At 47.4% G+C, this 24,934-nt stretch carries 27 protein-coding genes; 10 read left to right on the plus strand and 17 right to left on the minus strand.

Going from position 1 to position 24,934, the window contains the following annotated elements:
* Positions 1-11: 11 nt before the first annotated feature.
* Complete coding sequence (locus KJY73_RS05460; protein ID WP_214341057.1) at positions 12-968, minus strand: AAA family ATPase; 957 nt, start codon at positions 966-968, stop codon at positions 12-14.
* Between the two features lie 436 nt (positions 969-1,404).
* Here KJY73_RS05460 and KJY73_RS05465 point away from each other — a divergent pair, with 436 nt between their 5' ends.
* Both KJY73_RS05465 and KJY73_RS05470 read left to right on the plus strand, forming a co-directional pair.
* Complete coding sequence (locus KJY73_RS05465) at positions 1,405-1,770, plus strand: phasin family protein (protein WP_188698038.1); 366 nt, start codon at positions 1,405-1,407, stop codon at positions 1,768-1,770.
* 136 nt (positions 1,771-1,906) lie between these two features.
* Entirely contained in the window at positions 1,907-2,509 is a 603-nt protein-coding gene (locus KJY73_RS05470) for a hypothetical protein (protein ID WP_214341060.1), read from the plus strand.
* A gap of 58 nt (positions 2,510-2,567) precedes the next feature.
* On the opposite strand, the gene KJY73_RS05475 is transcribed toward KJY73_RS05470, so the two are convergent.
* Together KJY73_RS05475 and KJY73_RS05480 are read right to left on the minus strand one after the other, a co-directional pair.
* Complete coding sequence (locus KJY73_RS05475) at positions 2,568-2,921, minus strand: YciI family protein (protein ID WP_206592814.1); 354 nt, start codon at positions 2,919-2,921, stop codon at positions 2,568-2,570.
* 216 nt (positions 2,922-3,137) lie between these two features.
* Entirely contained in the window at positions 3,138-4,391 is a 1,254-nt protein-coding gene (locus KJY73_RS05480; RefSeq protein WP_214341063.1) for an RNA polymerase sigma factor, read from the minus strand.
* 283 nt (positions 4,392-4,674) lie between these two features.
* Between KJY73_RS05480 and KJY73_RS05485 the strand changes: the two genes are divergently transcribed.
* The 4 genes from KJY73_RS05485 to KJY73_RS05500 all read left to right on the plus strand — a co-directional run bounded on the left by KJY73_RS05485 (position 4,675) and on the right by KJY73_RS05500 (position 6,950).
* A complete protein-coding gene (locus KJY73_RS05485; protein ID WP_214341065.1) occupies positions 4,675-5,133 on the plus strand; it encodes a hypothetical protein in 459 nt (152 codons plus the stop codon).
* 74 nt (positions 5,134-5,207) lie between these two features.
* Positions 5,208-5,681, plus strand: a complete 474-nt coding sequence (locus tag KJY73_RS05490; protein WP_214341068.1) for a hypothetical protein — start codon at positions 5,208-5,210, stop codon at positions 5,679-5,681.
* Positions 5,682-6,384: 703 nt separating this feature from the next.
* Positions 6,385-6,666 (plus strand): type II toxin-antitoxin system Phd/YefM family antitoxin, encoded by a 282-nt coding sequence (locus tag KJY73_RS05495; protein ID WP_214341071.1) that lies wholly within the window; start codon positions 6,385-6,387, stop codon positions 6,664-6,666.
* Positions 6,663-6,950: a type II toxin-antitoxin system RelE/ParE family toxin gene (locus tag KJY73_RS05500; RefSeq protein ID WP_214341074.1), complete on the plus strand. Its 288-nt coding sequence runs from the start codon at positions 6,663-6,665 to the stop codon at positions 6,948-6,950. The genes KJY73_RS05495 and KJY73_RS05500 overlap by 4 nt, the downstream gene beginning before the upstream one ends.
* A 50-nt stretch (positions 6,951-7,000) precedes the next feature.
* Here the strand turns inward: KJY73_RS05500 and KJY73_RS05505 are convergent, their stop codons facing one another.
* On the minus strand, positions 7,001-8,488 hold the full coding sequence (locus tag KJY73_RS05505; protein WP_214341076.1) for a DUF3336 domain-containing protein: 1,488 nt from the start codon (positions 8,486-8,488) through the stop codon (positions 7,001-7,003).
* Between the two features lie 236 nt (positions 8,489-8,724).
* Here KJY73_RS05505 and KJY73_RS05510 point away from each other — a divergent pair, with 236 nt between their 5' ends.
* Positions 8,725-10,458, plus strand: coding sequence for a hypothetical protein (locus KJY73_RS05510; protein ID WP_214341079.1), 1,734 nt, complete (start codon positions 8,725-8,727; stop codon positions 10,456-10,458).
* Positions 10,455-11,252 (plus strand): hypothetical protein, encoded by a 798-nt coding sequence (locus KJY73_RS05515; RefSeq protein ID WP_214341082.1) that lies wholly within the window; start codon positions 10,455-10,457, stop codon positions 11,250-11,252. Before KJY73_RS05510 ends, KJY73_RS05515 begins: the two co-directional genes overlap by 4 nt.
* A gap of 39 nt (positions 11,253-11,291) precedes the next feature.
* Here the strand turns inward: KJY73_RS05515 and KJY73_RS05520 are convergent, their stop codons facing one another.
* The 3 genes from KJY73_RS05520 to KJY73_RS05530 all read right to left on the minus strand — a co-directional run bounded on the left by KJY73_RS05520 (position 11,292) and on the right by KJY73_RS05530 (position 14,820).
* On the minus strand, positions 11,292-13,031 hold the full coding sequence (locus tag KJY73_RS05520) for a COG3904 family protein (protein WP_214341085.1): 1,740 nt from the start codon (positions 13,029-13,031) through the stop codon (positions 11,292-11,294).
* Between the two features lie 281 nt (positions 13,032-13,312).
* Complete coding sequence (locus KJY73_RS05525; RefSeq protein WP_214341086.1) at positions 13,313-13,828, minus strand: hypothetical protein; 516 nt, start codon at positions 13,826-13,828, stop codon at positions 13,313-13,315.
* 221 nt (positions 13,829-14,049) lie between these two features.
* On the minus strand, positions 14,050-14,820 hold the full coding sequence (locus KJY73_RS05530) for a hypothetical protein (RefSeq protein WP_214341088.1): 771 nt from the start codon (positions 14,818-14,820) through the stop codon (positions 14,050-14,052).
* A 151-nt stretch (positions 14,821-14,971) separates the two neighbouring features.
* Between KJY73_RS05530 and KJY73_RS05535 the strand changes: the two genes are divergently transcribed.
* Together KJY73_RS05535 and KJY73_RS05540 are read left to right on the plus strand one after the other, a co-directional pair.
* A complete protein-coding gene (locus KJY73_RS05535; RefSeq protein ID WP_214341090.1) occupies positions 14,972-15,235 on the plus strand; it encodes a hypothetical protein in 264 nt (87 codons plus the stop codon).
* 265 nt (positions 15,236-15,500) lie between these two features.
* The gene (locus tag KJY73_RS05540; protein WP_214341091.1) at positions 15,501-16,883 is read left to right on the plus strand and encodes a tetratricopeptide repeat protein; all 1,383 of its coding nucleotides are present in this window, start codon (positions 15,501-15,503) and stop codon (positions 16,881-16,883) included.
* Positions 16,884-17,039: 156 nt separating this feature from the next.
* Here the strand turns inward: KJY73_RS05540 and KJY73_RS05545 are convergent, their stop codons facing one another.
* The 10 genes from KJY73_RS05545 to KJY73_RS05590 all read right to left on the minus strand — a co-directional run bounded on the left by KJY73_RS05545 (position 17,040) and on the right by KJY73_RS05590 (position 24,931).
* A complete protein-coding gene (locus KJY73_RS05545) occupies positions 17,040-17,516 on the minus strand; it encodes a hypothetical protein (protein WP_214341093.1) in 477 nt (158 codons plus the stop codon).
* An 81-nt stretch (positions 17,517-17,597) separates the two neighbouring features.
* Positions 17,598-18,056 (minus strand): GNAT family N-acetyltransferase, encoded by a 459-nt coding sequence (locus KJY73_RS05550; RefSeq protein WP_214341094.1) that lies wholly within the window; start codon positions 18,054-18,056, stop codon positions 17,598-17,600.
* A 96-nt stretch (positions 18,057-18,152) separates the two neighbouring features.
* Positions 18,153-18,542, minus strand: a complete 390-nt coding sequence (locus tag KJY73_RS05555; protein WP_214341097.1) for a ribonuclease E inhibitor RraB — start codon at positions 18,540-18,542, stop codon at positions 18,153-18,155.
* A gap of 108 nt (positions 18,543-18,650) precedes the next feature.
* Positions 18,651-19,064, minus strand: coding sequence for an LIC_13387 family protein (locus KJY73_RS05560; protein ID WP_214341100.1), 414 nt, complete (start codon positions 19,062-19,064; stop codon positions 18,651-18,653).
* 100 nt (positions 19,065-19,164) lie between these two features.
* Entirely contained in the window at positions 19,165-19,929 is a 765-nt protein-coding gene (locus tag KJY73_RS21730) for a hypothetical protein (protein WP_232848398.1), read from the minus strand.
* Between the two features lie 4 nt (positions 19,930-19,933).
* Entirely contained in the window at positions 19,934-20,542 is a 609-nt protein-coding gene (locus tag KJY73_RS05570) for a hypothetical protein (protein WP_214341103.1), read from the minus strand.
* 128 nt (positions 20,543-20,670) lie between these two features.
* Positions 20,671-21,537, minus strand: coding sequence for a hypothetical protein (locus KJY73_RS05575; RefSeq protein WP_214341106.1), 867 nt, complete (start codon positions 21,535-21,537; stop codon positions 20,671-20,673).
* A gap of 289 nt (positions 21,538-21,826) precedes the next feature.
* A complete protein-coding gene (locus KJY73_RS05580; RefSeq protein ID WP_332874162.1) occupies positions 21,827-22,720 on the minus strand; it encodes a hypothetical protein in 894 nt (297 codons plus the stop codon).
* A 275-nt stretch (positions 22,721-22,995) separates the two neighbouring features.
* A complete protein-coding gene (locus KJY73_RS05585; RefSeq protein ID WP_214341110.1) occupies positions 22,996-24,225 on the minus strand; it encodes a sensor histidine kinase in 1,230 nt (409 codons plus the stop codon).
* Between the two features lies 1 nt (position 24,226).
* On the minus strand, positions 24,227-24,931 hold the full coding sequence (locus KJY73_RS05590) for a response regulator transcription factor (protein WP_214341112.1): 705 nt from the start codon (positions 24,929-24,931) through the stop codon (positions 24,227-24,229).
* Between the last annotated feature and the right edge of the window lie 3 nt (positions 24,932-24,934).

Genomic DNA, 24,934 nt, shown 5'->3' on the forward strand with positions numbered 1-24,934 from the left:
CCTCATCACCATCAGGGTACCGGAACCAGTTCCAGAATTTTGTCCAGCACCTGATTGGTGGTGATGCCTTCGGCTTCGGCATCATAGGACAGCAATAAACGGTGACGTAATACATTGTGGAACACCGCCTGAATATCGTCCGGGCCAACAAAGTCCCGGCCTTGCAACCAGGCATGGGCACGGGCGCAGCGATCCAGAGCAATAGTGGCACGGGGGCTGGCACCAAATTCAATCCAACCAGCCAGGGCGCTGTCCAGAGCGTCTGGGGTGCGGGTGGCCATAATCAGTTGCACCAGGTATTTTTCCAGCGATTCGGCCAGATGGATTTTCAGCACCGCTTCACGGGCGGCAAAGATGTCCTGCTGGGTTAAGTTCGGCGCATTAACCTTGGCTTGATGCAGGGCCTCGTTACGGGTCAGACGCAAAATTTCCAGCTCAGTGTCGGCACCGGGATAATCGATTTCCAAGTGCATCAGGAAGCGGTCTAACTGGGCTTCTGGGAGGGGATAAGTGCCTTCCTGCTCAATGGGGTTTTGGGTCGCCATAACCAAAAACAGCTCGGGCAACTGGTAGGTTTTATTGCCCACGGTAATCTGCCGCTCCGCCATGGCTTCCAGCAGTGCCGATTGCACTTTGGCCGGGGCCCGGTTGATTTCATCGGCCAGTACCAAATTATGGAACAGCGGACCACGCTGGAAGACAAAACTGCCGTCTTCCGGACGGTAAATGTCCGTACCGGTTAAATCGGCGGGGAGTAGGTCCGGGGTAAACTGCACGCGGTGAAAATCCCCTTCAATACCCTTAGCCAGGGCATTGACTGCGCGGGTTTTGGCAAGCCCGGGAGGGCCTTCTACCAATAAGTGACCATCCGCCAGCAGGGCAATCAGAATATTTCGCGTTAAGGTGGACTGCCCGATAACCTGGGAGTCGAGGTAGGCTTGCAGTTGTTTGAATTGTTCGGCTGCCATGGTACTTCCGTAGTTTTTCCTGCCCCTGTCGGGCTTCGGATTCAAATTGTCAGATTCTATTCACTTGTGCATGCCGCATTGCGGCCGCATCTGTTGCCTGAAGGCGAAAACGCAACAGGATGCTGGTCTTTGAGGCTCAAGTCTATATAGGGTTCCAAACCAGAAATACAATGTTACAGAATTAGATTCCTTTTGTTGCCGTGTTTAAAAGCGCTTAAAGCGGCATAAATGGAGGCATGCAGAGGCATTTTGCAGGCTTTATTATCCTCATGTTGTGCGAAATAAATTTTTTATTTTCAGATGGTTAGCGGGATTTTTGCGATTAATTTGGGTGGCATGAGTGATTAGTATGCGGTTTCTAAAAACTTTCTCTAGTCTAGAGCATAGGTGAGGAGGCAACTCCCATTATTCTGAAGACAAGCGAAGGAGTCTGATCATGAGCAAACTAGACAGTCTGAAAACTAAGGTAAATGACGCCGAAGATTTTGCCCGCAAGATCTGGTTGGCCGGGTTGGGCGCATACGGCAAGAGCCTGGATGAAGTACAAGGTCGCTACGAGAAATTAAATGCCGATGCGGCCAAGGTGTTTGATGAGCTGGTGGAAAAAGGCAGCAAGATTGAAGCCGACACTAAAGACAAGCTCAAAGAAAAAACCAATGTTGAAGCCAGGGTGGCTGAAGTGCGTAAGAAGTTAGGCTTGGACAAGCCGGATATGGAGCAAAAAGTGGATGAGCTTTCTGCCAAGATTGACGCTCTGGCAGCAGCGGTAGCCAAATTAGCTGAGAAGCAAGCTAAATCCTGACTATAAAAACCGCGCAGCAGCGCGGTTTTTTTATGTGGGATTAATGGGCAGGTTTCAACATCGTTTAGCCCAAAGCTATTCCGAACTTAAATGACGGAATGCTGTTTTGGGAACTAGACGTTAAAAGGACAGGCAAATGAAACAGCAAACCAATGGTAAAGACAGCTATCGTAATCTGTGGTTGGCCGGGCTTGGCGCATTTGAGCAAGGCCGCCAGATGGCCGATGCGCAGTTGGATAAATTGCAGGCCAGTAGCAAAGCACAATTTGCACAACTGGTAGAACGCGGTGAAGCAGAGCAGGCTAAATTAGGTGAAAACAACCTGGTAGCGCGCTGGTTAAGAAAACCGGCACAGCAGGTTAAAGCGCATTTGGCCCCCGGACAGCAGCGTTTGGCTGACAGCATCGAGCGGCTGGATCAGGTGATGACTCAATTGCAGAGCGTGCTGGAAAGCGAATTGGCGCAAGTTGAGTCTCAGGCTGAAAAGGTGGCAGAAGCGAAAACTCGCAATATTGCGCAAGATGCCAGTCAGGCAAAACAGCCATCCGCTGACACCAGTAAAGCAGCACAACAAACCCAAGTGGCGGTGACATTCTCTGCTGATTCAACCATAGCGGAAAAAAGTACGGAAAAATCCGTGGCGGCCAACAAGCCAACGGCAAGTAAAGCTGCAGCGGCTGCGCGCCCAAGCCGCGCCACTAAAAGTGCACCAAGGGCCGCTAAAGGCACAGAAAGCTGAGGGCGGGTAAGTTTCCTATCCTCAGCGCTACTGAATAGAGATTCCAGCCACTGTCAGCTTAAACTGGCAGTTCCCGGATAGGGCGAATTTCTATGCTGCCAAGACGGGCCGGCGGAATACCGCTGGCCAGTTTAATGGCTTCGTCCAGATCGGCGGCTTCCATCAGGTAAAAACCGGCCAACTGCTCTTTGGTTTCGGCAAAGGGGCCGTCGGTTAGCTGCAGCTTGCCTTCACGAATTCTGACCGTGCTGGCGGTATCCGTCATTTGCAGGGCGTTGCCACCGATACAATGCCCTGAGCTGCGCACGCCGTCACCAAAGCTCTTACATTCTTTATTCAGATCCAGCCACTGCTGCTCTGTCATGTCTTTGATAATCTGCTCATCGTAGTAAACCAGGCATACATATTTCATCTGTTGCTCCTTGTTGGTCATGTTTACAGCATCAGAAAACGCCGAAACGGGCGAGGCTGTGATGTGTTGTTTTCCTTAGGCGTTGGTTTTTTAGCATCTCGCTTGGTGTTGTCTGACATAGGTAAGGCTCCTGTATTTTTTATTCATTCACCAGCTTGTCGTTTCGCCTTAGCCCATTTCGACAAGCGTCCTTAACCCAATTAGACAAAAGCCGAGTTATCTTTCCAGTTCGGCCAGGCATTTTTGCAGAAAACGCATTTCCGGGCCCTGTTTGGTTAAGCTCAGTGCCTGCGCATATGCTTGTCGGGCTTCGCTCTGTTGCCCTAAGCGTCGGTACATATCAGCCCGCGCGGCATGAAACAAATGATACTGGGCAAGCTTGTTTTCCAGCCCCTGCATTTCCTGTAAACCTGCGCTTGGCCCATCCCGCATGGCAATGGCGGCGGCGCGGTTTAGCTCCACCACCGCGGTGGGAGAGGCCTGTCTTAGCAAATCATACAACTGCACAATACGCTGCCAGTCCGTATCGGCAAAGCGCACGGCCAAAGCATGTTGAGCGGCTATGGCAGCCTGCAGGGCAAAACTGCCGATTTCTCCGGCCAGCATGGCCTCCTGAACCAGTATTAAGCCCTGGCGGATTTGTGCGTGGTCCCACTGACGCCTGTCCTGAAACTCCAGTTGGATTAAATCCCCTTCGGCGTTGTGCCGGGTCATGCGTCTGGCGTCTTGCAACAGCATTAGCGCCAGCAAGCCGCTGACTTCGGCATCCCGCAAAAGTTGCCTGAGCAGATGGCCGAGGCGGATGGCTTCGCTGCAAAGATCCTGACGAATCAGGTCGTCTCCCGCTGTTGCTGAATATCCCTCATTGAACACCAGGTAAATCACATGCAGTACGGACTCCAGTCGCTCTGGAAGATCCTGCTCGCCAGGCACCACATAGGGAATTTTGGCATCGCGAATCTTATTTTTGGCCCGCACAATGCGCTGCGCCAGGGTGACAGGTGAGGTTAGAAACGCACGGGCAATTTCATCTGTGCTCAGATCGCAGATTTCCCTTAAGGTCAGGGCTAGCTGCGCTTCAATAGACAGGGCAGGGTGGCAGCAAGTGAAGATAAGACGTAAGCGGTCATCTTCAATATCCGGCTGCTCGCTATGGTCTTCTTCATAGCCGGGCTCGCTGTTATGGCCAAGCTCCTCAACAAGATGGCTAAAACGCTTATCACGGCGAATCTGGTCTATGGCTTTAAAGCGACCGGCTGACACCAACCAGGCACGGGGATTATCGGGAATACCCTCATTTGGCCACTGCTTTAAGGCGGCGCTGAAGGCTTCCTGCAAGGCTTCTTCTGCCAGCTCAAAATCTCCCAGCAAGCGGATCAGGGTGGCCAGCACCCGGCGCGATTCATGCTGATAAATCCGCTGGATCTGCGCAGCGATAAGGGCTCCTGAATCAGATTCTGCCTTCCACATTTATCATTCCCTGCCTGATATAGAGTAAAGCAGGGTAGCAGCACTTCACCGCGCTGAAAATGCCTGATAAACCCTGCCGCTGATTTTTCTGTCAAACCGTTCGATACTGAAATAAAGTTGAGAAATCAATAAATTGACACGGGTTAGTGGCTTTAACTAATGGCGTGTTAGGCAACATCAGTCCTTTTTTCTGCTGTATAGCTGTTATATGGACACCCGAAAACTATTAGCCTTAACCAGACACTTGTCGTAAAGAAAGTGTCAGGGCAACTAAGGAGTATCTGTGAAACATTTAGTAATGTTTACTTTGATTCTTTTGTCTGGGTGTGCTTCCCCACCAAAGGATATCAACGAGTTTTATAGCGGAAAATTTGCAGTAAGAGATCTTACTTCTCCTTATAGCCCAGAACAAACTCACAATTTATTGTTCACTGAACTAGTGAAATGCTATCAACGAGAAACGACTTCAATAGTGCCAATTCCAGCAGTGGGAGCGGCGGTCAAAGTAAGCCAGTCGTCGTATGTTGAATATAACATTCTGGAAAACGGTACTAGACAACTTGCCCTGGTAGGCGAAGCAGGTTGGAACCGTTTTTATCAGCAGTTAGTAGAATTAAAAGCAGCCGAAGATAACACCACTTTAGTGCAGGTTTATGAAATCAGTTCTGGCTGGGAAAAACACACTGCAAGAATAGCTGGCTGGCTAAAAGGTCAAGAAGCTTCTGGGTGTGGTTTATGGTAGCCCTAACAAGCAAAGGCAGCAGACGCTTACCGGGCAGCCGCTTTGAGCGTTAGCTGGGTCAAAGGAAAGATCGAATGAAGGATTATACTAACGAGCTGGAATACCTTCGTTTTATTGTTACGACTCATCGAAATGAGTTTGAAAAACGCAGAGCACTACAACTCCGAGGTTTGCTCTCTTTGATAACCGCACTCTGTTTGTCAATGGCGTTAAAACTAAATGAAAAGAGTTCTTTACTAATCGGCCAAATACCAAATTGGCTCATTATTACTAGCTTGTTATCAATAACGATTATAGGCAGTGCCTTTTTGTATTTAGGGCATAGTGCAAATGCGTTCAATAAAAATGTTGCTCATAAGGCAGAAGAATCACTTCAAATGATGTTTAACGGCTCACCTGTTGTACAGCTAGATCTATACTCCGGCGCAGCTAAGCTTGGTTTTTTTGCAAAATTCTCAGTCGGGAGTGGAGGATATTGGGGGTGGTTGTTCGAAACCATTGTGTTGGTTGTTTTCTCAGCAATTACCTATGCTGTGTTGTGCAGCTAACAAAGCAAGCCAACATCGGCTTGGACTTCCAACAGCTACACTATTTGAAGTGTGCTATGGGACTGCCGCTCCCGGCCCGTTAATGGGTTTACTTATGGCCATGATGACAAATGGGTGAGGAGACCATTAGAACGCCAAAATGACGGCTTGCGGCAGGAGCACAGGGATAGAGCGAGTAATTTCGCGGTTGAGGGATCTAATTCATTAGCTGGCTTTTTTGCGTCTTCGCAAATGCTGAAACATCATCCCTTAAGCGGCCTAAGCCGCTTTGACCCCGCTAAAAAATTCCCGGTCGGTTCAGGGCGCTGCTAAAAGGTGGGCAATTTGCTAGGAGCAAATTGAGTGGAAGACGCGTCGGGAACGTCGTTTTCATGACCGCCTTTTAGTTGTGGCCTGGACTGATGTTGTTGGGAATCCAGCGGGCGTGTTTCTTTTGGTTACTTTGATTTGCACGAGCAAAGAAAAGTGACTGGCGCGCGAGGGACTGCGTGTCATATCCAACAGGGAAGTTTAGCAATTTCTGCTTTTTCGTGGAGGTCTTCGCAGTAGATACTGAAACTCAGTTTGGCCAAACAACGTGGTCTCCGCGGGACTGCTTGCGCTACGCCAGCCCACTAGTAAAGCATTGCAACATCAACTTCTTGCTCATAATGATTAGTTGTCCTACTATTTGTACGTTATCTTGTACTTTTAAAGGTTCCTTATGAGTCGCATTCGTCTTGATCAAGATATTCAGCCATTGTCTGAGTTTCGCGCAGGTGTCGCTTCTTACATCAAACAAATCAATGAGACTCGTCGTCCATTGGTTATTACGCAACGTGGTAAGGGGGTTGCCGTTGTTCTTGATGTTGCAGAGTACGAAGCAATGCAAGAGAAAATCGAATTACTGGAAGAAATGCGCACAGCGGAAGCTCAGCTGGCTTCAGGACTTGGTGTTTCTAATGAAGATGCGCGTGCCCAAATTCTGGGGCGTATTAGCAAGTGAAAGTAGTTTGGTCTCCATTAGCGCTTCAGAAGCTAGGCGACGCCGCTGAGTTTATTTCTTTGGATAATCCATCTGCTGCAAAAAAGTGGGTAAACGACGTTTTCGATAAAACGGCATTGCTCAGAGGTATGCCTGATATGGGGCGCTTTGTTCCTGAAATGCCGCATACGAACTATCGCGAAATCATCTTTGGTCACTATCGTATTATTTACAGTTTAAGCCATGAGATTCGTGTGCTAACAGTTCGTAACTGTCGTCAAATGTTGTCGGAAGATGACCTGTAACACCGCCTTCTAAAAGCATTTTAGAATGAATCCCATACCTTAATGCAGCATTAGCCCAAGGCTTGCTTGGGCTCGCTGGCAGGGCCTGGCAGATTGGTTAGGATCTGCGCTTCACGCTGTTTAAGCTGTTGCAGATAGTAGCGGAACTGCTTACTGATCTGGGTGCTGCGGCGAATCAAATCCAGTTGCGGCCAGGTGGCCCGCTCACCACTTTTTATCAGTTCGGTAATGCTCTGCTCGGTGGGATTGGCCAACAAGTACTTTAAGCTGCCAAGCCCTTGCTGCGGCAATATGTTGATATCTCCCACATATTGCTGATCAATGATGGAACGCAGCTTATGAATGCCCAGTTTGGCGGCCTTACCTGGGACCAGGTTTTCCATAATATCAAAGGCATAGATGCTGTTGCTTTTGGCAAGGCCGACCAAATGGCGTTTGGTCAGGGCCAGTACACCGCGGCTATGTTGTTTACGCCTGGATAAAAACGGCACCGCCAAAGGGTTGGTCTGGCTGACAATGCTGTGGTTAACCCCATACAAACGGGCCAGTCGGTTAAAGGGCAGATCAGCCATCAGTGAGCCGTCGGCAAAGCGGCGGCTGGGGATATAAGGCACAATTTCACCGGCTTGATTCCGCGCTTTAAGTTGCACGGGGTCAAACACCAGGGGAATGGCGCAGGAGGCCCGTACCGCCTGAGTAATAATGGCGTTGGGGCTGGTCTTGGCATTAAGTAAACGTGAGTACTGGTGTAGATCGGCTGGGGACACCGTAATAGTCACTTGCCTGCCAGTGAGCTTGTAGGCATCTTCGAAGGTCACTAAATCAAACAGCTCAATGAGGGCATTTTCCAAATTGGTGCTGTCCAGCCAACTGCCTTTGCCTGGCCCTTGCCAGATACTCCATTTGTGAAAACGGGCATAAATGGCCTCTGGGCTGAGTAGGTCCATCAACTCTGCATCGCGTCGGGTAGCCAGCAGCGCCGCTACAATAGAGCCTGCGCTGGCACCGGAAATCACCGGCGGCAAGAGATCATGTTCCAATAAGGATCGCACCACACCACAGTGGAAAAAGCCCAGGCCGGCACCGCCACTTAGCATCAGACAGCTTTGCCCGTAGGCGTGGGTGGTTTCTTCAAAAAATGACAGTTTTTCATGAAAGTCGATGTCGCGCTCATCGGCATTAAAGATAAATTCCAGTGCCGAGCACACTTCATCCAGAAAGGTCTGGATAAGTACTTTTGTGCCTACCTTGGCATAGTTACCCAGTTCTGGATTTGCAATGTTAGCCAGATTGCCGTGGATCCCTTCGTGCAGGATAAACATCAAACCGGCGGCGTCGTTATTGGCTTTAGCCGCCTGCATGCGTTCCACCCGTTTGCGGATCAGGCGAAAGTCATAATCGTTGGATTTATCCTGTTGCTTCCAGTCATCTGCACCGGATAGCCGGTCGTGCTCCAGGCTGGCTTGCAGGAACTCGTCATAACTGGCTGCATTGTCGATAGCCAGTTGTACTTTGCTCAGCGCTGTTTTGTTTGCCATATACCACCCCGACCAACATCAACATATATACTCTGATCAAATGCAAAAAAATTGGAAACGGCAACCTAATTTTTGTATGAGGGGAATAAGGAGAGCAAGGGAGAAGGACAATGTTTCGTCCCCAAACGGCATTTTGCCGCGAGATAAACTGTAAACCCGTTGTTAATTCATATGGTTGACTTTGTATCTGGTGTGGAATAGGTTATTCCTGAGTGTGAATATTGGAAGGAATAAATATGTCAAGGATTACTCAATCGTTAATACTCGTTTCCCTCGCTATGGCGGGCAACGAAGCCATTGCTGCGCCTAATGATACCGAAGCTTATTATTTGTGTGCTCACAAAATAACAGACAACACCAGTTGGAACTTTGGTACCGCGCCTGCCTACTGTGATATTGAACCTTTTGGCGATCCCGAGTTTGTACGAACCTATTTAGCCGAGATTGCCTTTAATACCGCTCAGCCTACCGGCGATGAACGAGCGCGATACATGAATGCGCTTAACGCCACTATCAGGGATGGCGCGGCCTATTATCTGTCGGTGAGAAAACCCGATGCCTCTGCTGCCGAAGAAGAGGCCTGGGTGGAAGCCATCAAAGCCGTCGCCAATCAGGAAACTTTTTGGAGTCATTACCGTGACGCCGTGGTCGATGGCAGAATGAAAATGATGCGGGGCGACTCGGGCCATGGGCATGGCATGATGCAAGTGGACGACCGCTGGCACTTTGCACGGATAAACGAAGGTAAGGGCTGGCAGATCTTTGAAAACATGCTGTACGCCATGGAAATTTTCTACAGCGAATGGCAAAACGCCGCGCAAGCCAGCTGTTTATCGGCGCCAGATAACTGGTCTGAGCGCACGCGCGCTGCCTATGCCGCCTATAATGGTGGTCCCAGCCGGATTTGTCGTTGGCATGACAATCCAGTGTGGCAAGATGAAGGTTTTTTGGGCAAGTTCCAGGCTAAAAGCTGGCTAAACTACATCGCCAATCTTGATGCGACTGCCCCAGTGGACGTTGCCTGTATGCTGGAAGGCGTTGAGTTTTGTGTCCCTGAATATGTGCCGCCAGCCCATTCTATTGATAACCCCGAAACGCCCTGGCAATACAATTACCTGGAGCTAACCAGTGGCGAAATCTGCTTGCTTGAAAATGGTGGCTTCCATTGTGTGTTGCAGCAACAAGACGCGCCTTGCCTGAATGCCATGTTCGACCGGGTATCTATAGCCCAAGCGATAAAACTGGATCAAACCCAAAGTGATGCTTACCCAAAAACGGTGTATGAAAAACACCAATGTCTTGCGAATCTGGAAAACAGTTTTGCTGTTGGGCAAAGCGTGGTTGCCGAGAAGGCGACCAACATCCGTCATACCGCGGCGGGTACAGACACGCAGCATGATGCGGTTGTGGGTAAGGTTTATCAAATTCTGGATGTGGTAGCAGGCACGCCGGCGGATCAATCTCGTTACTACCGAATTCGCTATGCTACCGATGCCGAAGGCTATATCTATGCCGGTGGAGTGCGAGACTTTAGCAGCTGGGCAACAGCCGCAAGCCATGAAAGTCTGCCGGATAGCGACAAGCTGATAGCCATGACGGGTGATACCCTTTACGTTGTTAATGCGCAAGGGATCCCGGTTAAGGATGCGGCTGGAGAGCAGGGAGCACAGATAGGTAAGTTCGAAAAAGGCGATGCACTTGAGGTACACAGCACCCAAAGTATGGGGGAACATAATGAAATCTATTATGAAGTCAGTACCACTGCGCTAAGGGGTTTTATTTACAGCGGAAGTCTTCTGCCCAGTTCAGACCTGGCTAGTTGGACGTCATTTGAAGCGCCAGAACCCGAAACACCTCCAACACCCGAGCCACCTGTCACTGAGCCTCCTGCACAGCAAGATTCAGGCGGCGGTTCGCTGAGCTATGCATTGCTCTTGTTGTTATATGTGGTCAGAAAGAGGCGTCTATGAAAGGCTTAGTACAAGCGGGAGCGCTTATTGTTGTTGTGGGACTATTGCTCTGGAAGCCATGGTCATCAGATAAATCGGTGCCAACGGGGTCTGAAGGCGAGGTAGCTAAAAGCGCTGATAACGGAAAATCAGCCCTACAGGATGCAAACGCCGGTGTTCAGGCAGAAGGTCGGGCCGATAAGGTTAAGTCCTCAGCCAAGCCTGGGAGCGAATTTTACGCCAAGCGTGAGCAACTTCTGGTTAGTCTTGATGCGGCAAAGAATTGTCAGACTAGCGGTGATTGTGTTTCTACCGAGGACGACCCCAGAGCTGGTATGTTTGAGCAAGAGAAGCGTTTAGTTGAGGCACTGAAATCCATACAAGACTTGTATGCTGCCGAGCAGTTTGAGGATGATGAACTTGCCGCTATCACCGGGGAGTATCTAGCCAGTCCATTAGGCCGGGTGCAATATCAAGCTGTTGAAATGATGCAGCAACAGGCGCCTAACAGGCAAAATGCTGAAACATTGCTTCGCAAACTGGATGACAGTTACGACACTAAAGTGATGGAGCTCGCTCTGGATGAATTGGCACGTTATCCCGAGCTTAACGAGTCTATTGACGATCTGTTCGTAAAGAACCTGAGAACCGGCAGTTTCTATGTGTCCAGAACCATCGCTGAAGGTATCACGCCTTATCTCAATCAAGATAACCTGATTCTTTATGAGTCAACGTTGGCGGAGTTGCCCCCTCAATCTGCCAAAGCGAGATTGCTAAGTGCGGCGATTGAACGGTATAAAAAGAGTGCTCAGTAAAGGTTAGAGAATGGGCAATGGTGACATTGCCCATTTCCCTCAGGGCTCCAATGATGAATAGGTTGTTCTCAACAAGGTGCCAGATGTTTTCGCATCAAAGCTGATAAAACCTTTTTGAAGTTCAATAGACACCTTACATAGCAGGTCTGGCTGCGAAATATAGTTCTCTGGTGCTCTGATTACGTCAAAATAAGCTTCGTTCTCAGCTTTCAGTTGTTCGACGATAGATGTCACGAGCCTGGTATTTTCGTCACTCGAGTAGACGGCCCTGTCAGGAGCCTGACTTCTGATCAGTGCAGCAAGTGCGGCGAATTCTTGTTGCTGAACGGCCGCAGACAACTTTCCTGCGTTTCCAATATGGTATTCCTGAGGTACTTCATCGACATAGGTATAGGATGAGCAAGTCAGAGGATAGTCAATTTGAAGCTCTTCCATCTGCGCTATCATGTTTTTCCAGTAGCCGATTATGGCTTCATCGTCAGCATGAGAGGCATAGTGATACAGTCGGCTATCTCGCAGGGCCATAAACTCTTGCGATATGTCTTTTACCGGCAGCCCGCTTCGCATTCCTTCAACATTGATCCTGACAACGTCTTGATAAACCTCGTTATCAAATTCCTTCATGGCCACCAGGTAATCATGAGTTAACAGGCCTGACTCAACAGCTTCTGCCGTTACCTCTGAATCATCACCGTATCCACTGAAACCATAGAAAATACTGTCAACGATTTCGTCTACAACCTTGCCGCGAAGTAACTCATCTGGTGATGGCGTCCAAAACTCCTCACTCGGCGTAGACATAATCTTCTTGATAAACCAATCGGGGACACCTGATTCTCGGTAAGCTGCCGCCATTTCAGCAGTAACATCCTCATGCTCGTGCAATGAGGCGCCTCCCATAGATGCAGCGTGAAAGTTCAGTTTTCCATCCTCTGCCAGCAACCTTCTTGTGCCTGCCAGGTACACAGTAGTGCAGGCTGAGCTACAGGACTCTTTAACGTATGTATCAAGCTGATATTCCTTAACCAGCTCGGCTAACCGGTAAGCACCAAGCAATCTGCCGCCCTGGCTATGTAAATGTAAGAGTTTAACGTCTGGATTTGCTGTTAGTGCCTCTTGTAGAAGTATTTCCGAGCCAACTTCAATGCCACCATAAAGCTCCAGTTCGGTACCGGCATTCCTTAATCTCAGCTTGGTTGGCGGGTATTTTTGTTGGCTAACAATCAGCGATACACCTTCCTTTATGGCAGGAATACCCAGTTGATACATTTCAACGCCGAACCTGATGAGGCCCACAATAACCATGAGTTTGGCAATGGCTGCCCATACCTCTGAGCCACCTCGTTGCGGATGTTTGCTTGCTGAGCGGTAAACGCCAACACTTTGCCAGACAACAAGAATAATTAGGGTAGTAAAAAGCAGCAACAGATAAACACCCAGTTGCCATTGCCCATCGGCGTCACCTATTAACCTTTGCACGAAGGCGCTTAGGCCAAATACAAACAATGCCGTTGCAATACCCACCACCCAGTAACTAACCGGCAGAGAAACCTGGCCTTTCCAATACCGAATAAACCAGTTTGGGTGCAATTTTTCGTCAGCTGGTGGTTCTGCCATATCAGCATGGATCTGAGGTGCAGGTGGGGCACCCAGGCTTTTCTCTTTATTTGAAATAGCCTCGATAATGCGTTGAGCTCGTTCAGGATAGTTTTCCCGGTCAACACTGCGCAGCGCATCGTGAAGTTCGTCGAGTGAATACTCTGTGTAATCCGGCTCCATGGGCACATTTCCGTTATTTAAGTAACCAATTGATTAGGCTATCGTTTTATCTTACCTAGTGCCATGTTTCTAGTTTTATTGATGAGCCGTATAAATGACTCAAATTCAACCTATTTCGCCCCACATTTGGAATTAGCCGGACATCACACTTTTACCCCAATGCTGGCTGCTCGAACAACAGAGTCCGTCATTGAGTATTTAAAACCTGGTGGGGCCCAAGGCATAACCGTCATAAAGGTTGGGCTTGGTTTCTGTTAAATACTGGCCAAGGTAGTGTTTATTTAGTTCAGATAGCCTGAGTTTTGCATACCACGCCAAATCGCTTCGTAAGTGGCCTCACGTTCGCGTTTTCGCTCCAGCCTCAATTGGCGCTCTAGATTACGCTGATTTTTTTCGGCCACCTGTTGGTTATGCTGATCAATTCTGCGATTACGCTCTTCATGCTCGGCGATATATTGCTCAAAACGGGCAAAGCGCTGCTGCTCACGCACTGATAACTGTTTAACGAGTTGATCCATCCATTGATTGCATTGGCAATCGCGGGGGTATTTTGCATAGAGTTTGCGGTTTATTGGGCTTTGGGTTAAATCGCCGCCAATTTTCATAAAGAGTGCTTTTAGGGCGCGAGCATCCTTTCCTTTCGCATTGATCAAGCAAGCCCGCCACGCAGCATCTTTGTTGTCGTATGCCTCCCAATCGACATTTCTATCGTCGTAAGCCGGTACCTCAGGTGCCTGAGTGCAATTATCCGGGTAGCTAAAATTCCGCAATTGCTGTTCGATAGTTGCATCGGCCATTACCCAGGCCGGTAATAGTAGGCTGCTTACGAAAAGGGCAAAAATGGGTCGAATCAACACAGTAAACCTCGCGATAGACACAACAAATAACCATCTTGTCTATGGCAGTCTAGCACTGTGGTATCGAGTCTTAAACCCAATGGTCCAATAAATTCAATGAGTTACCAATAGATTTGCTAGCTTTGCTATTTAAGCTCACTAAACGCAACGCTGACAAAAGATCATTTGTTTGTGGGCGGTTCAATCTCAAAATCATCAAAGTATGAATCGTCATCAAAAGTACGTTTATTCGTTGGCTGTGCTGGTGAATAATCCGTGTTCAAGTCAGATATGTTTTCAATATTAATGGGGGCGGGCGCATCAACATCTAGTGGGCGCTTTAGCCCATAGCATTCAATCAGTTCTGCCAATTGCTCGTTAGGCTCATGGGCGGTTTCGGCAACAAGTTTTCCATTTACAAACTGCAGCGTCCAACCTGTGACATTGCTGTCGCTCTCAATAATCTCCCTGATGGCTTCGCGGATAGAATGTTCGCTTTCATCGCCGGTAAGTATCGGCATTCTGTCAATAATCAGCGTACCGCTATAGTTGAGTGGCAGGTTAACCTTAGGGTAGAACCAGAAGTTATCCGAGGCCGGGCTGGCTTGTACGCCATTTAGCGCCGGAGGCTGAATACGCTGGCGCCGGTTTGGACTAAATAGGCTGTCCAGAGGATCATCCAGGGTAGGGGAAACTTCGGTATGTTCTAGTGGCCATTGCCCAGCTTGTGGCTGTTGTGACAAAAGACCCTGATCGGGATGATGATTGCTATACAAACTGAATAAATGCAGATGCTTGTTGATTAGTCCAAAAGAGGCGCTATAGCCCAGCGGGGTATAGCTATCTGTAGTGCAGGGGGCGATGCCATAGTCCCGGGGGCTAAACAGGCCGCCGTCAATCAGCTGATACCAATTGCCGCGAAATTTGATTGTGTCAGATTGATAGGCACTCATAAATTCATCATCAAAATGGTATCTACACCTTTATTCATTGCCCAATGTAGATAACGTCAGCAAGTAACCAGTTAAAACTATCTGGCCATGCTACGCCATGTAAACACTTTTGTGATAATACTTAGCCTTATTAAACTAAGTTAACAAAATCATGATGTTATTGCGCGCCCGCATATTAAAAGCGCTCGCCGCTCAGGCGCTGCCTACCGTTAACATTCACCAATTAGACGCAGATATCTATGATGAGCATTTTATTGCCGCGTTTCGTTGGCTGGTGGAGAAGGGCTATATCGCCGCAGAAAATGAGGCAAGCTGTGGTTTATTGATTGATGCTGAGGGTAAAGCACAGTGGACGGACGCTGACATCTACATTACCGATTACGGCAAAAATTTTATCCTCCACAGGCAGGAATGACGCTTTAGGGCTGCCAGGTGAGTTGATGCTAAATATTACTTCTCACCCAGGTAGGATAACCTACAAGATGCCGCTGTGTTGTATGACCGTCTCATAAACTGTTGTAAATCATAAACTAAGGATGAACAGCCCGCGCTTCCACTGTGACCCGATCAAGTGTTCGCAATACCCTGGTGATGCCATTTGCCCCACCTTTTACTTTAGGGTAAGGTCTTTAAATTACCGTCAAATCAATGCTAATTGATTGTATTAACGGAGTTTAACTATGCCTCTATGGATTAGCCGCGCGGTTGTCTGTCTTGTTTTGCTGTTACCCCTCACTGTCTATGCGAAGGATGAATCCGCTGAAAAGTTGGTGGGTTTTCTCAATTACACTGCCTGGGGCGTGCCTAAAGATAAGGTAGACCTGTCAGCCCTAAGTGCAAAAGTTGCCAGCATAGTCACCGACGACCCAGAAACCCGGGAAAAAGTCGCCAATCATTTTGCTCAATGGTTTAGCCAGTATCCCGGTATCGCCGTAGAAGTAAGAAAATCCTCCCAAAACGATATTCGTGTTAGTGCTTTGGGTACAGGAACCTTTGGCAACTTTAAAGGGCTGGTATTTGTTGTAGAAGATAGGTTGGTTGGTGACCGCAAACCTATTGGTAATTTCTATTTGCTTGAATTATCACAGGATAAAAGTTCCCCTCGTGTTATCGACGTTGTGTATGCCAATGAGGCCCTAAGTTATGCCACCTGGATGGCATACGACTTATATTTCGCCAAAAATCCCAGTAAAGGCTTGCTGCAAAGGTTTATACCCTCTGCGGAACTGTCTGACCAGGATTGGACTATTTTCCAAAGCATATGGGAGCATCGTGGTCGCGAGGAGTGGAAAGAGGTTATGGCTGGCTTTGACATGTTGTCTCCCAAGGTTAGGGTATCGCCACTTATGCTGGCGCTTAAATATAAACTCCTTGACCAGCTTGAGATTGATAAACCCAGAGTGGGGGCGGCCAACTTTGCGATTAAACAGCGTCACTTAAAAAGTACCGCCAAGGTAGTTGAACAAGTTTATGGCGACAGTATTTATACGGCATTACGGCTGTTGCCCTGGTATTGGGACCAAGACCTATACCAGAAGATGAGTAAGGCGTTGTCGGTTGTCGAAAGCAATTTTGGCCTGACAGACGCTATTATTCGCCATCTGGTGAAATCTTACTCAGAGTCAGGTGATTATAAATCCGCAGTACGATACGCCCAGATACGGCTAGAAAACGAGCCTAATGAGAGAAACTATGCCGCTTTGGTTGAAATACTCCTTGGTGCCAAAGACTATGAACAAGCACTGGTGTATGCCAAGCAGGCCTATAACGAGTACAAAGATAAAGATAACGCAGTGTTGGTGGCAGCAGTGCATTCGCTACTGGGAAACAAAAAACAAGTCAGACAATTTCGCCAGTTATTACTTGATCAATATGGCATGCAAGCATTGCAGATTGATATGGTGCTCTCGTTAACCAGCAAGGACTTTAAGACCTTTGTGAAACTGCTCGATGACAATAAGGAGCAAGTCCCGCTGACCCCCTCGGATATGGAAGGCCAGTTAATCTTTGCAGACTTTTTGAAATCAAAAGAATATGCCAAATGGGCGAAAAGGTTTGATTGATCTTGGGGGGTGAAAATCTAAGGTTCAAGCAACAGGCTCACTAAGCTTGGCGGAAATTGAATAGGCACAAACTAAGCCAGGCTATAAGAGCGGTGTGATTAGTTTACTGCTGTTCGTGGCTACAATTCTGCCAAGCATCTTTCTATTTTATTGGCATCACTGCCTGACTAGATTCATAGTCGTCGGGGTTAGCTGGCCATCTTTACTGTAGCTCTCATTTCTTAAAATTCTATCTTTATCTACAAACTCAAAAGACAGCGAGTGCTGGTGACTATCTGCCAGGCTTTTTAGGTTTGTTGCATCTTGAAATACAAAGGAAATGCTATTTTGGCTAGCCGATTTATCAAGCTTTAATCTAGGCTGATTGCCTTGCGGGCAATAGTGCGTCGCAAGCAAGTTTTCGCCATCTAAGTGATACAGAGTAAGGGAATGCGAAGCGCCCTTATAAATCCAGTTTTCTATCAGCACACTGCCTTTAGCGGTCGTTTGATAAGAAATATAGAAATCACTGTTGTCACTTTCTGCTCTTTTCCACTCTCCAACTAGCGACTTGAGCTTTTCAAAATCTTGACGGGGATCGGCGGTGGCAGAGAGTGAGGTCACTAATATCAGTAAGGCCCAGATCATTTTCATACTATCAATTCCTTTTAATTCAGTTGTTCTGCAGCGCTAGGTTAGTGCATCAGTGTAAAAAACCACCGCCACTTTGGCCACCTAGCTGTCAGTAGGTGGAAGGGACAATGCAATTTTGGGAATACCGTGCGATGGCGTCCATCGCTTGTATTCCACAAAACCCTGCTTTTGGTATAAATCGATGGCTGGTGTATTTTCTACCGCCGTTTCTACCAGTGCCTGACTAAAACTGAAGTGAGTTAATATATAACTCAGTAGTTTTCTGGCGATCCCTTTTCTGAAATAAGCGGGGTCCACCGTCAGGCTATCAATGTCCAGTGTCTGACCCGTTAGGGAAATTTCAATTACGGCGGCCAGACAATCGCCCTCCATGTATCCATAGAAGAATGATTCGGCTGTTTCTATGGCATCCGCAGTGCGAGCCAGGGGAGGGAAGTTTGCTACCCCTAATAACTGGGCTTCTACCTTATACGAATGCTGAAACACGCTATAAATGTCGCGCGCAACGTTTTTATCACTATGTTCAAGTTTTCTTATCATTTTTCTTAGCTTACAAATAACGCTTTAAACAACAGTAAAAAAACAAAACTGTCTGCTGGCCTTCGACATAGTTAATTCAAATGTTTAACTAATACACTAACCAATAGTAATGTCTGGTGATATGGGGGTAGTAACTGTTGCATGCACAAATTCCCCGCCTTTTGCTGAAAAGCAGTACCTGATAGTCGATTCGTATTGAGATACCAAATCCGTATTTGCTTTACATACAATAGAACACTGAAGCATCCACTTCTGTTCAAGTGGAGAATTGCTAATTTGTGTAACTAGGTCAACGTGCTTTTTAACTTCATCTGCACAAGCCTCAGAAGAGGCTTTTGTATCAAATGAGGCTAGCCATGCAAATTCATACTCTTTAGTTGGGTCAAGAGAGACCTTCTTCTCTTTGTAGTGAATCCGACTTGCTCGCATTTTCGAATAGACCAAAACAGCAATAGCTACAAATATAAGTAGAATGGGTAATTTCAAAAGCCCTCCGCAGGGCTGGTGCGCACTCAGAGGGTGAAAAATTATGGCGGTTTTCTTCGGGTCTTTTAAGAAAATTCGACATAATTTTTAACCCGGTTTGAAGGCATGCTATATGTTGATTAGAACAAAAGCAGAAATAAAACATATAGTTGCGACTAAAATGCCAAGAAATGGAATTTTAAACCAGTATTTTTGAGCCAGAAGCAAATATGAAACACCGACTATAGAAGGCAATACTGAAAACCAGCTGCTACTTACAATGAGTTGCATATGCGAGATCGCTAACGGTATATAGATTGTCGCAAAGAATATTGCGCCTAAACTATGACTGGCGTTAAAACCAATCCAGGCCAGCCAAATGGTGGTTTCCGTTGTTAATACCGGAGAAGTGCTTTTCATTGCATAAGTAACATCAGAATTATAAGCATCAAATTTATTAGAAAAAAAAGTAAAAAGGAGGTGGATTAAACCTAAGGTACCAAATATAGATGCACCAAAAACAAATAGAATTTGTGATATCACGCATAACTCCATTTAAACATATCACGCCGCAAACACGAGCTGAGCGACAGCGAGGTACAGACAGCGTGCTTTTTTGCGCTGGCGACTGTGCTTGGCTTTGTTAGATTTTGTATTTAAGAACTACATTTACAACTAGGTCTTGTATAAAATCAGTTGCCTTAATCTCAGATATCGATATGCCAGAAGGGTGCGCGCTAGAGTTACGCGTTCCGAGTTTTTCTTCAAGTATTTTTCTCACGTCATTAGTGATTATCTTTGCTGACCGGCAAAATTCGATAAATTTTCCTTCAGGAATCTCCGTAAAATCATCTATTGAGGTAAGTTTTTTCAGTTTAGTTCTTTTATCAGTATTCGAAGAAAGAACCGCATCAAACTCATTTTTCTTATTCTTATATATGTACTCATATAAATGGTTAACAGTTAAAATCCAGGCAAGCACAATGCTTGCCCTCTTTGCACCAATTTCATAACAATCAATTGCTTCCTGAAGGAAGGCTTTTTGATGTGTGTTTGAAATATCTTCAAGCAGGTTCCTGAGAAGAAATGATGTTTCCTTCTTTTCAGGGCCTGTGCTGAGTGTCTTTTGAATCTCCAGCTCTCTAGACCTCTCCAGTATATATCCGCCACTTTTCTTAATATATTTCTTTCCTTTTCCTCGCCTGCTTTTCTGCGAAAGATATGAAGGAATATTTGAGTACGGCTCTATTCTCAAGCATTCAAAGCAATCTTTGATTTTACGAATATCGGTGACTTCCTCCTCGTTAATGACCGTTATGAAATACACAAAGTAGTCAATTAATTCCGCCTTACTTAGGCCATCAAAGTTATCAATTTTAAGAATGTAATCTTCTAGCTTGTGCTGCATCTATTTACTTTCCTTTTTTCTTGGGCAAATCTCTCTCTACATAATCTTCACCAATGTGATGCAGCCCTGAATTCGTGCCATCCTTGATGATATGTGACGCCAGCAGAAGATTCGATAAAACCGATGTTAATCGTTTGGGGGCTTTTTCATTTACCGTTCTAAGACCGGTAAATATCTCATCTTTTGTCAGGTATTCTTTCCCTGTGTTTTTAACAAGCCAGTAAATAACAACCAGCACATGATCAGACTGGCCAGAAGGGCTTTTTTCAGCGTAAAAGTCCTTAAATGCTTGTCTTTGTCCTGCATCTAACCCTAAATCCACGGTTTTATAGGTTTCCGCTTTTCCGGATGAGGTTCGCTTTGGCTTGGCAGGAGACTTAGACTTCTGTTCGGATGTGTCCTTTTTCTCATCTCCACCACTTTCGCTTTGGCCATTTATGCTATCAGCGTCATCCTCTTCCGAATTGCTGTTGGAAAACTGCGTCTTAGCTTCAATCAAAGAAGGTAAGAAACTCTCTAGACGATCGAATACCATATCGAGAGATTCGCTAGCAGCCTCAATATTTACCGCCCCAGAATTCAGATCAATATTTATTTTCACTACATCTGACATTTTATCGTCCTTTATTTATGACTAAAAATCTAACGCCCACATAAGTGGCGAAATATTGCTTGGCTATACTAAGCGAAGAATGAGCGCAGCCAAGCTTTTTGCGTCCACCCTTAATGCGATTGTTATACCTACTCTCCATTTGCGTTTCGATCTTGGCGTTTTAACACACATTTAAATGGTGCCATGTGGTGTTCGCCATCATCATATGAAGAGAAAAAGCCCTCTAAACTACGCCCATTACCTCTAAGCATGAGGCTCAAACTACCACGATCAATATGTGAGCAATCTTGGTTTTCATATTCACCAGTCAAAATAAGATTTTTGAAAGAGCCTTTTACACTGTATGTGTGAATGTCACTAGCGCCACCTATTTCAACAATTTGGCCAAAAATAGAATGTCCGACTCTTTTAATTTCCACTCTAACCTCAATGGGAGCCATACCTGAACCTATTTTTAAGAATATTTTTCGATCAATTAACTCGCTTTCATCTTCATCCTGAGTGGACTTTACGGGCTCTTTAAATATAAGTTCAGCATCAATATCACGCTCAACTTCGTTATCTTTAGATGTGGCGGATATAGCTAGTGAATTTCCATTAGAGGCTTCCACTTGACCTTCTTCCTGTGCCTTTTTCCTTTTCCTACGACGCCTTTCTACAATGCCAAAAGCAACATCAATTCTTCTTTTATCGATCTCTTCAATACCAATGTATGGAACTAAAACTCCATTCCACACCCCTTCTAACCTAGTGTCTTTATACAATAAATTTTCGATCCAAGGAGTAATATTAGACTTCCATAAAATGGTAAAAATTAGGATCAGGATAGAAGTTACCACGCCTCCAATTACACCATTTACGATCGGTTCAGCGAGATCAGCTTGTGTTTGAGCTGTAAATTTAAACCAGTTCCAACACAAGATTCCAAAGCTCAAGAAAATTAAGTAAGGAGTTAATGATTTAATTGTCTTCCATAACCAGTTTACAAACTTCATGATTTAACTTAACTCTTCCGTACTTTTGCATGGTTATTTTTTAGCATGCTTATAAGTCTTTGCCTAGTATGAGTTTTTTTGGATGCACCAGGCTGGTGCCGGGAAAGGCGGAACTGTTCCGTACTATTGCTGTTATACGGATGTGTGGTGGCTTTTGTGTAGATATACAGTCTGTTGCGAAGGTGCCGCGACCTTATTTACTGCTCCAACTGTTTGCGACGGCCGATAGCGGCATCAGTAAGAAAGTGCGCAGCCCAGAAGCGGCGCACTTCGCCAATAAGCATAGCCGTTATTCTTTGGGTCTTAGGTCCTCAATAATTTGTGCGTCGATCCAATATAGGTCGGACTGGGAGCCGGACTTGCCATTGCCATTTGGCACCATTCTGTTGAACAGCAGGTACTTGCCGTCAGGGGTGACTTGTGGGCCACCTTCTTCGGCGTCGGTGTTGACCTTATCGCCCAGATTAATGGCTTCACCCCAGGTGCCATCTTTCTGTTGGAAACTGATATAGATATCAGAGGCGCCATAGCCGCTCTCTCTTTCTCCATCCCACATAATGTAAGACTCGTCTGGTGCTATAAACGGATGGGCATTCCACTTGCCAGTGTTGATAGTTTTAGGTAGTGGCTTAGGATCTTCGCGTTTGCCTTCGATAACACGCGAGTAGCGAAGAATGCCGTCTCCGCCTTTGCTTCTGGCATTTTCATCAAGTACCAAGGTTCCTTTGGCGGACGCTGTAAGCCCCATAATACGAATGGCCTCGAAGGCAGGGCCAAGACTTTTGAGCTCTGACCAGCCATCAGCCGTAAGTTCCTGATAGTTGCCTCTGAAATAGCGGGTCTTACCATCCGGTGAGAAAGCGGGCTTACGCGTGCCGCTTGGCATCAGGGTTTTATACCAACGATTACCCACCTGGTTAAACTCAAGCGACTCAGGCTCTTTTGCATCAGCAGTATGTTTCCATCTGGCCACATAAAAGGTCTGCATATCGGGGGAAAAGCTGCCAGCGTCTCCCCATTCTTGTGTATTTACCATACCCGGTGCGAAGGGCTGTGCAATCAAACCCGGTGGTGTTTGGCCAAGATAAGGCCCTTCAAGCAGCGGATGTTCGGCCTGAGCATAAGTGTGAAACCCCATCAGCAGAATAGGTAACGTCAGGATTAATGATGTATGAGTTTGCACTATAACTTCCCCCTTAAAATCAATTGGCTATTAACGTTTTGAACAAGCAGGGGATTAATCTAATCAAGACCGCATGCAAAGGCCTGACGTTGTTATGACTTCTGGCTGAATTTGCTCTGATGACCTCCTAGGTATTGATTTTCAGGTTGTTGGCATAGTCAATTGGAGCCTGGGGGCGGTGTAAGTGGCCCATTCTTCCCAATTTAATGAATTCCACGATAGTCTTATTTTGAAACCGTGCTCAAATAAGCAGACCACAATGTGGTCTCTCGTTGTTACCACGAAAGACGGGCGACTACTCGCTGCTCATCAGCGCGTAGCGTGAACGACCAGCCATTGCGCTCACATAAGCGTTGTACAATCCCCAACCCCAGTCCATAGCCGCGGGACGACGCTTCGGTCGGAGAGTATTGCGCATCAGTGCCATTGCTTAGTTGATTGGTAACCAACAGCTCGTGCTCATCAATACGGATCCTGACTGGGCCCTGGCCAGCTAACGTGTGCTCAAATGCATTGCGCACCAGATTATTGACCGCGATAGCAAAAGCCTGAGGATGGCCGTTGACGGCGGGGTTGGCGAGATAGTCGATTTCCACATCGACCAGTTTACGGCTAAGAAGATGGCGCTGCAGCTCTACCGCGTTGCTCACCAGCGGCCTGACGAAAAACTGCTCTTGATACAAGCCGTCGTCGGTTTCACGGGCGAGACACAAGAACATCTCAATCGTTGTCCTCATATCAAGCGTCGCGCGTCGCACCCGATCCAGCGCTTTCATATCGCTCGTAGACAGCTCGCTTTGCTCCAGAAGCTCTAGCGCGCCGGTAATGACAGTGATTGGCGTGCGCAGCTCATGACTGGCTGAACCGGTAAAGTACCGTTCTCTGGCAACAAAGGCGCTAATACGCTCAAGCATCTTTTCAATTGTTGCCGCAAGTACACCGACTTCATCATCGCCAAAGCGGCTGGATGCAATACGTTTATAATCATCCATCGACAGATGCTCTACGTCGATGTCGGCGACCGCTTTGGCCAGTTGCGCCACCGGGGCGACAGCCCGGCGCATCACCAGCACGCCAAGGCCAAAACCCAGCACACCAAGCGTACCGACAACCCCGGTGATAACCAGCAGCAGCCACCAATCCTCTGACGATGCGGCCTCAATCCCGCTAACATCAAAGACGACAAAGGCTCGTTGCCGTTCATTGCCTGAATCTACCACCGCGACATGCAACTCTTCGGCTTCGAATTCGTACAATCCCACGGCGGGGTTGGTCAGAGCCCATGCCTGAAGCTGCGCCGGCAAGCCGGCTGTCGTATCATAGCTGCGCATGTTTGCAGGCATAATGGGATAGCTGTTGGCGGCAAGCTGCAGCTGTTGCGTCAGCACGCGGTCTTCGCTTAGCCTGATCGCAGCAAAAAAAGCAAAGCCCCAGACGACGCTGAGAACTGCAACGCAGAGCGCAAAGGCAATGGCGACACGCTTGCGTAAACTGTGCCGGTACATTTTACAGGGCATCCTCTGCAATACGGTAACCGATGCGATGCACAGTATGGATCAGCGGGCTGTCAAACGGCCGGTCGATGGCCTGGCGTAGCTTGTACATATGCGAGCGAAGCGCGTCACCATCGGGGCGCTCGTCCGCCCATAACAAGGTTTCAAGCTCATCCCGCGCTACCACAGACGGCGCTTGCTCCATCAGGCGTTGCAGCAGTTTCAGACACGCCGGATTAAGCTCCAGGCGCCTTCCTGATCTATGTACCTGCAGCGTGGAGCGATTCAGGGTCAGATCAGCTACCGTTAACAGGTTGTCGGTTTTGCCATGACTGCGTTTGTAAAGTGCTTGCAGCCGTGCATGCAGCTCCTGCAGTGCGAATGGCTTGACCAGATAGTCATCGGCGCCGGCCGCAAAGCCTTTCAGTTTATCGTCCAGTGTGTCCCGCGCCGTCAGCATCAGCACCGGCGTTTCGACTTTGGCATCAGTGCGTAGCTTGTGGCAGAAACTCAGGCCATCCATCCCCGGCAGCATCAAATCCAGCACGATAATATCGAACGGATTGGTTACCGCCAGGTACATCGCGCTGATACCGTCATAGGCAAAATCCATCACATAGCTATGCTTTTCAAGATAAGCAGCAATGTTCTCGCAGATGTCGCGATTGTCTTCGACAATCAGCAGCCTAACCGGCGCTGAACCAAGCGCGTGAACCATAGG

Origin of the sequence: Bowmanella yangjiangensis, from assembly GCF_018531185.1 — a bacterium.
Classification (GTDB): Bacteria; Pseudomonadota; Gammaproteobacteria; order Enterobacterales; family Alteromonadaceae; genus Bowmanella; species Bowmanella yangjiangensis.

Excerpts from the sequence above, each read along its gene's own strand:
- KJY73_RS05550 (WP_214341094.1), bottom strand. The coding sequence starts at position 18,056 with ATGATAAGAAAACTTGAACATAGTGATAAAAACGTTGCGCGCGACATT.
- KJY73_RS05570 (WP_214341103.1), bottom strand. The coding sequence starts at position 20,542 with ATGTCAGATGTAGTGAAAATAAATATTGATCTGAATTCTGGGGCGGTA.
- KJY73_RS05590 (WP_214341112.1), bottom strand. The coding sequence starts at position 24,931 with ATGGTTCACGCGCTTGGTTCAGCGCCGGTTAGGCTGCTGATTGTCGAA.
- KJY73_RS05535 (WP_214341090.1), top strand. The coding sequence starts at position 14,972 with ATGATGTTATTGCGCGCCCGCATATTAAAAGCGCTCGCCGCTCAGGCG.
- KJY73_RS05525 (WP_214341086.1), bottom strand. The coding sequence starts at position 13,828 with ATGGCCGATGCAACTATCGAACAGCAATTGCGGAATTTTAGCTACCCG.
- KJY73_RS05540 (WP_214341091.1), top strand. The coding sequence starts at position 15,501 with ATGCCTCTATGGATTAGCCGCGCGGTTGTCTGTCTTGTTTTGCTGTTA.
- KJY73_RS05515 (WP_214341082.1), top strand. The coding sequence starts at position 10,455 with ATGAAAGGCTTAGTACAAGCGGGAGCGCTTATTGTTGTTGTGGGACTA.
- KJY73_RS05585 (WP_214341110.1), bottom strand. The coding sequence starts at position 24,225 with ATGTACCGGCACAGTTTACGCAAGCGTGTCGCCATTGCCTTTGCGCTC.
- KJY73_RS05510 (WP_214341079.1), top strand. The coding sequence starts at position 8,725 with ATGTCAAGGATTACTCAATCGTTAATACTCGTTTCCCTCGCTATGGCG.
- KJY73_RS21730 (WP_232848398.1), bottom strand. The coding sequence starts at position 19,929 with ATGCAGCACAAGCTAGAAGATTACATTCTTAAAATTGATAACTTTGAT.
- KJY73_RS05520 (WP_214341085.1), bottom strand. The coding sequence starts at position 13,031 with ATGGAGCCGGATTACACAGAGTATTCACTCGACGAACTTCACGATGCG.
- KJY73_RS05480 (WP_214341063.1), bottom strand. The coding sequence starts at position 4,391 with ATGTGGAAGGCAGAATCTGATTCAGGAGCCCTTATCGCTGCGCAGATC.
- KJY73_RS05495 (WP_214341071.1), top strand. The coding sequence starts at position 6,385 with ATGAGTCGCATTCGTCTTGATCAAGATATTCAGCCATTGTCTGAGTTT.
- KJY73_RS05460 (WP_214341057.1), bottom strand. The coding sequence starts at position 968 with ATGGCAGCCGAACAATTCAAACAACTGCAAGCCTACCTCGACTCCCAG.
- KJY73_RS05490 (WP_214341068.1), top strand. The coding sequence starts at position 5,208 with ATGAAGGATTATACTAACGAGCTGGAATACCTTCGTTTTATTGTTACG.
- KJY73_RS05465 (WP_188698038.1), top strand. The coding sequence starts at position 1,405 with ATGAGCAAACTAGACAGTCTGAAAACTAAGGTAAATGACGCCGAAGAT.
- KJY73_RS05530 (WP_214341088.1), bottom strand. The coding sequence starts at position 14,820 with ATGAGTGCCTATCAATCTGACACAATCAAATTTCGCGGCAATTGGTAT.
- KJY73_RS05505 (WP_214341076.1), bottom strand. The coding sequence starts at position 8,488 with ATGGCAAACAAAACAGCGCTGAGCAAAGTACAACTGGCTATCGACAAT.
- KJY73_RS05545 (WP_214341093.1), bottom strand. The coding sequence starts at position 17,516 with ATGAAAATGATCTGGGCCTTACTGATATTAGTGACCTCACTCTCTGCC.
- KJY73_RS05575 (WP_214341106.1), bottom strand. The coding sequence starts at position 21,537 with ATGAAGTTTGTAAACTGGTTATGGAAGACAATTAAATCATTAACTCCT.
- KJY73_RS05470 (WP_214341060.1), top strand. The coding sequence starts at position 1,907 with ATGAAACAGCAAACCAATGGTAAAGACAGCTATCGTAATCTGTGGTTG.
- KJY73_RS05475 (WP_206592814.1), bottom strand. The coding sequence starts at position 2,921 with ATGAAATATGTATGCCTGGTTTACTACGATGAGCAGATTATCAAAGAC.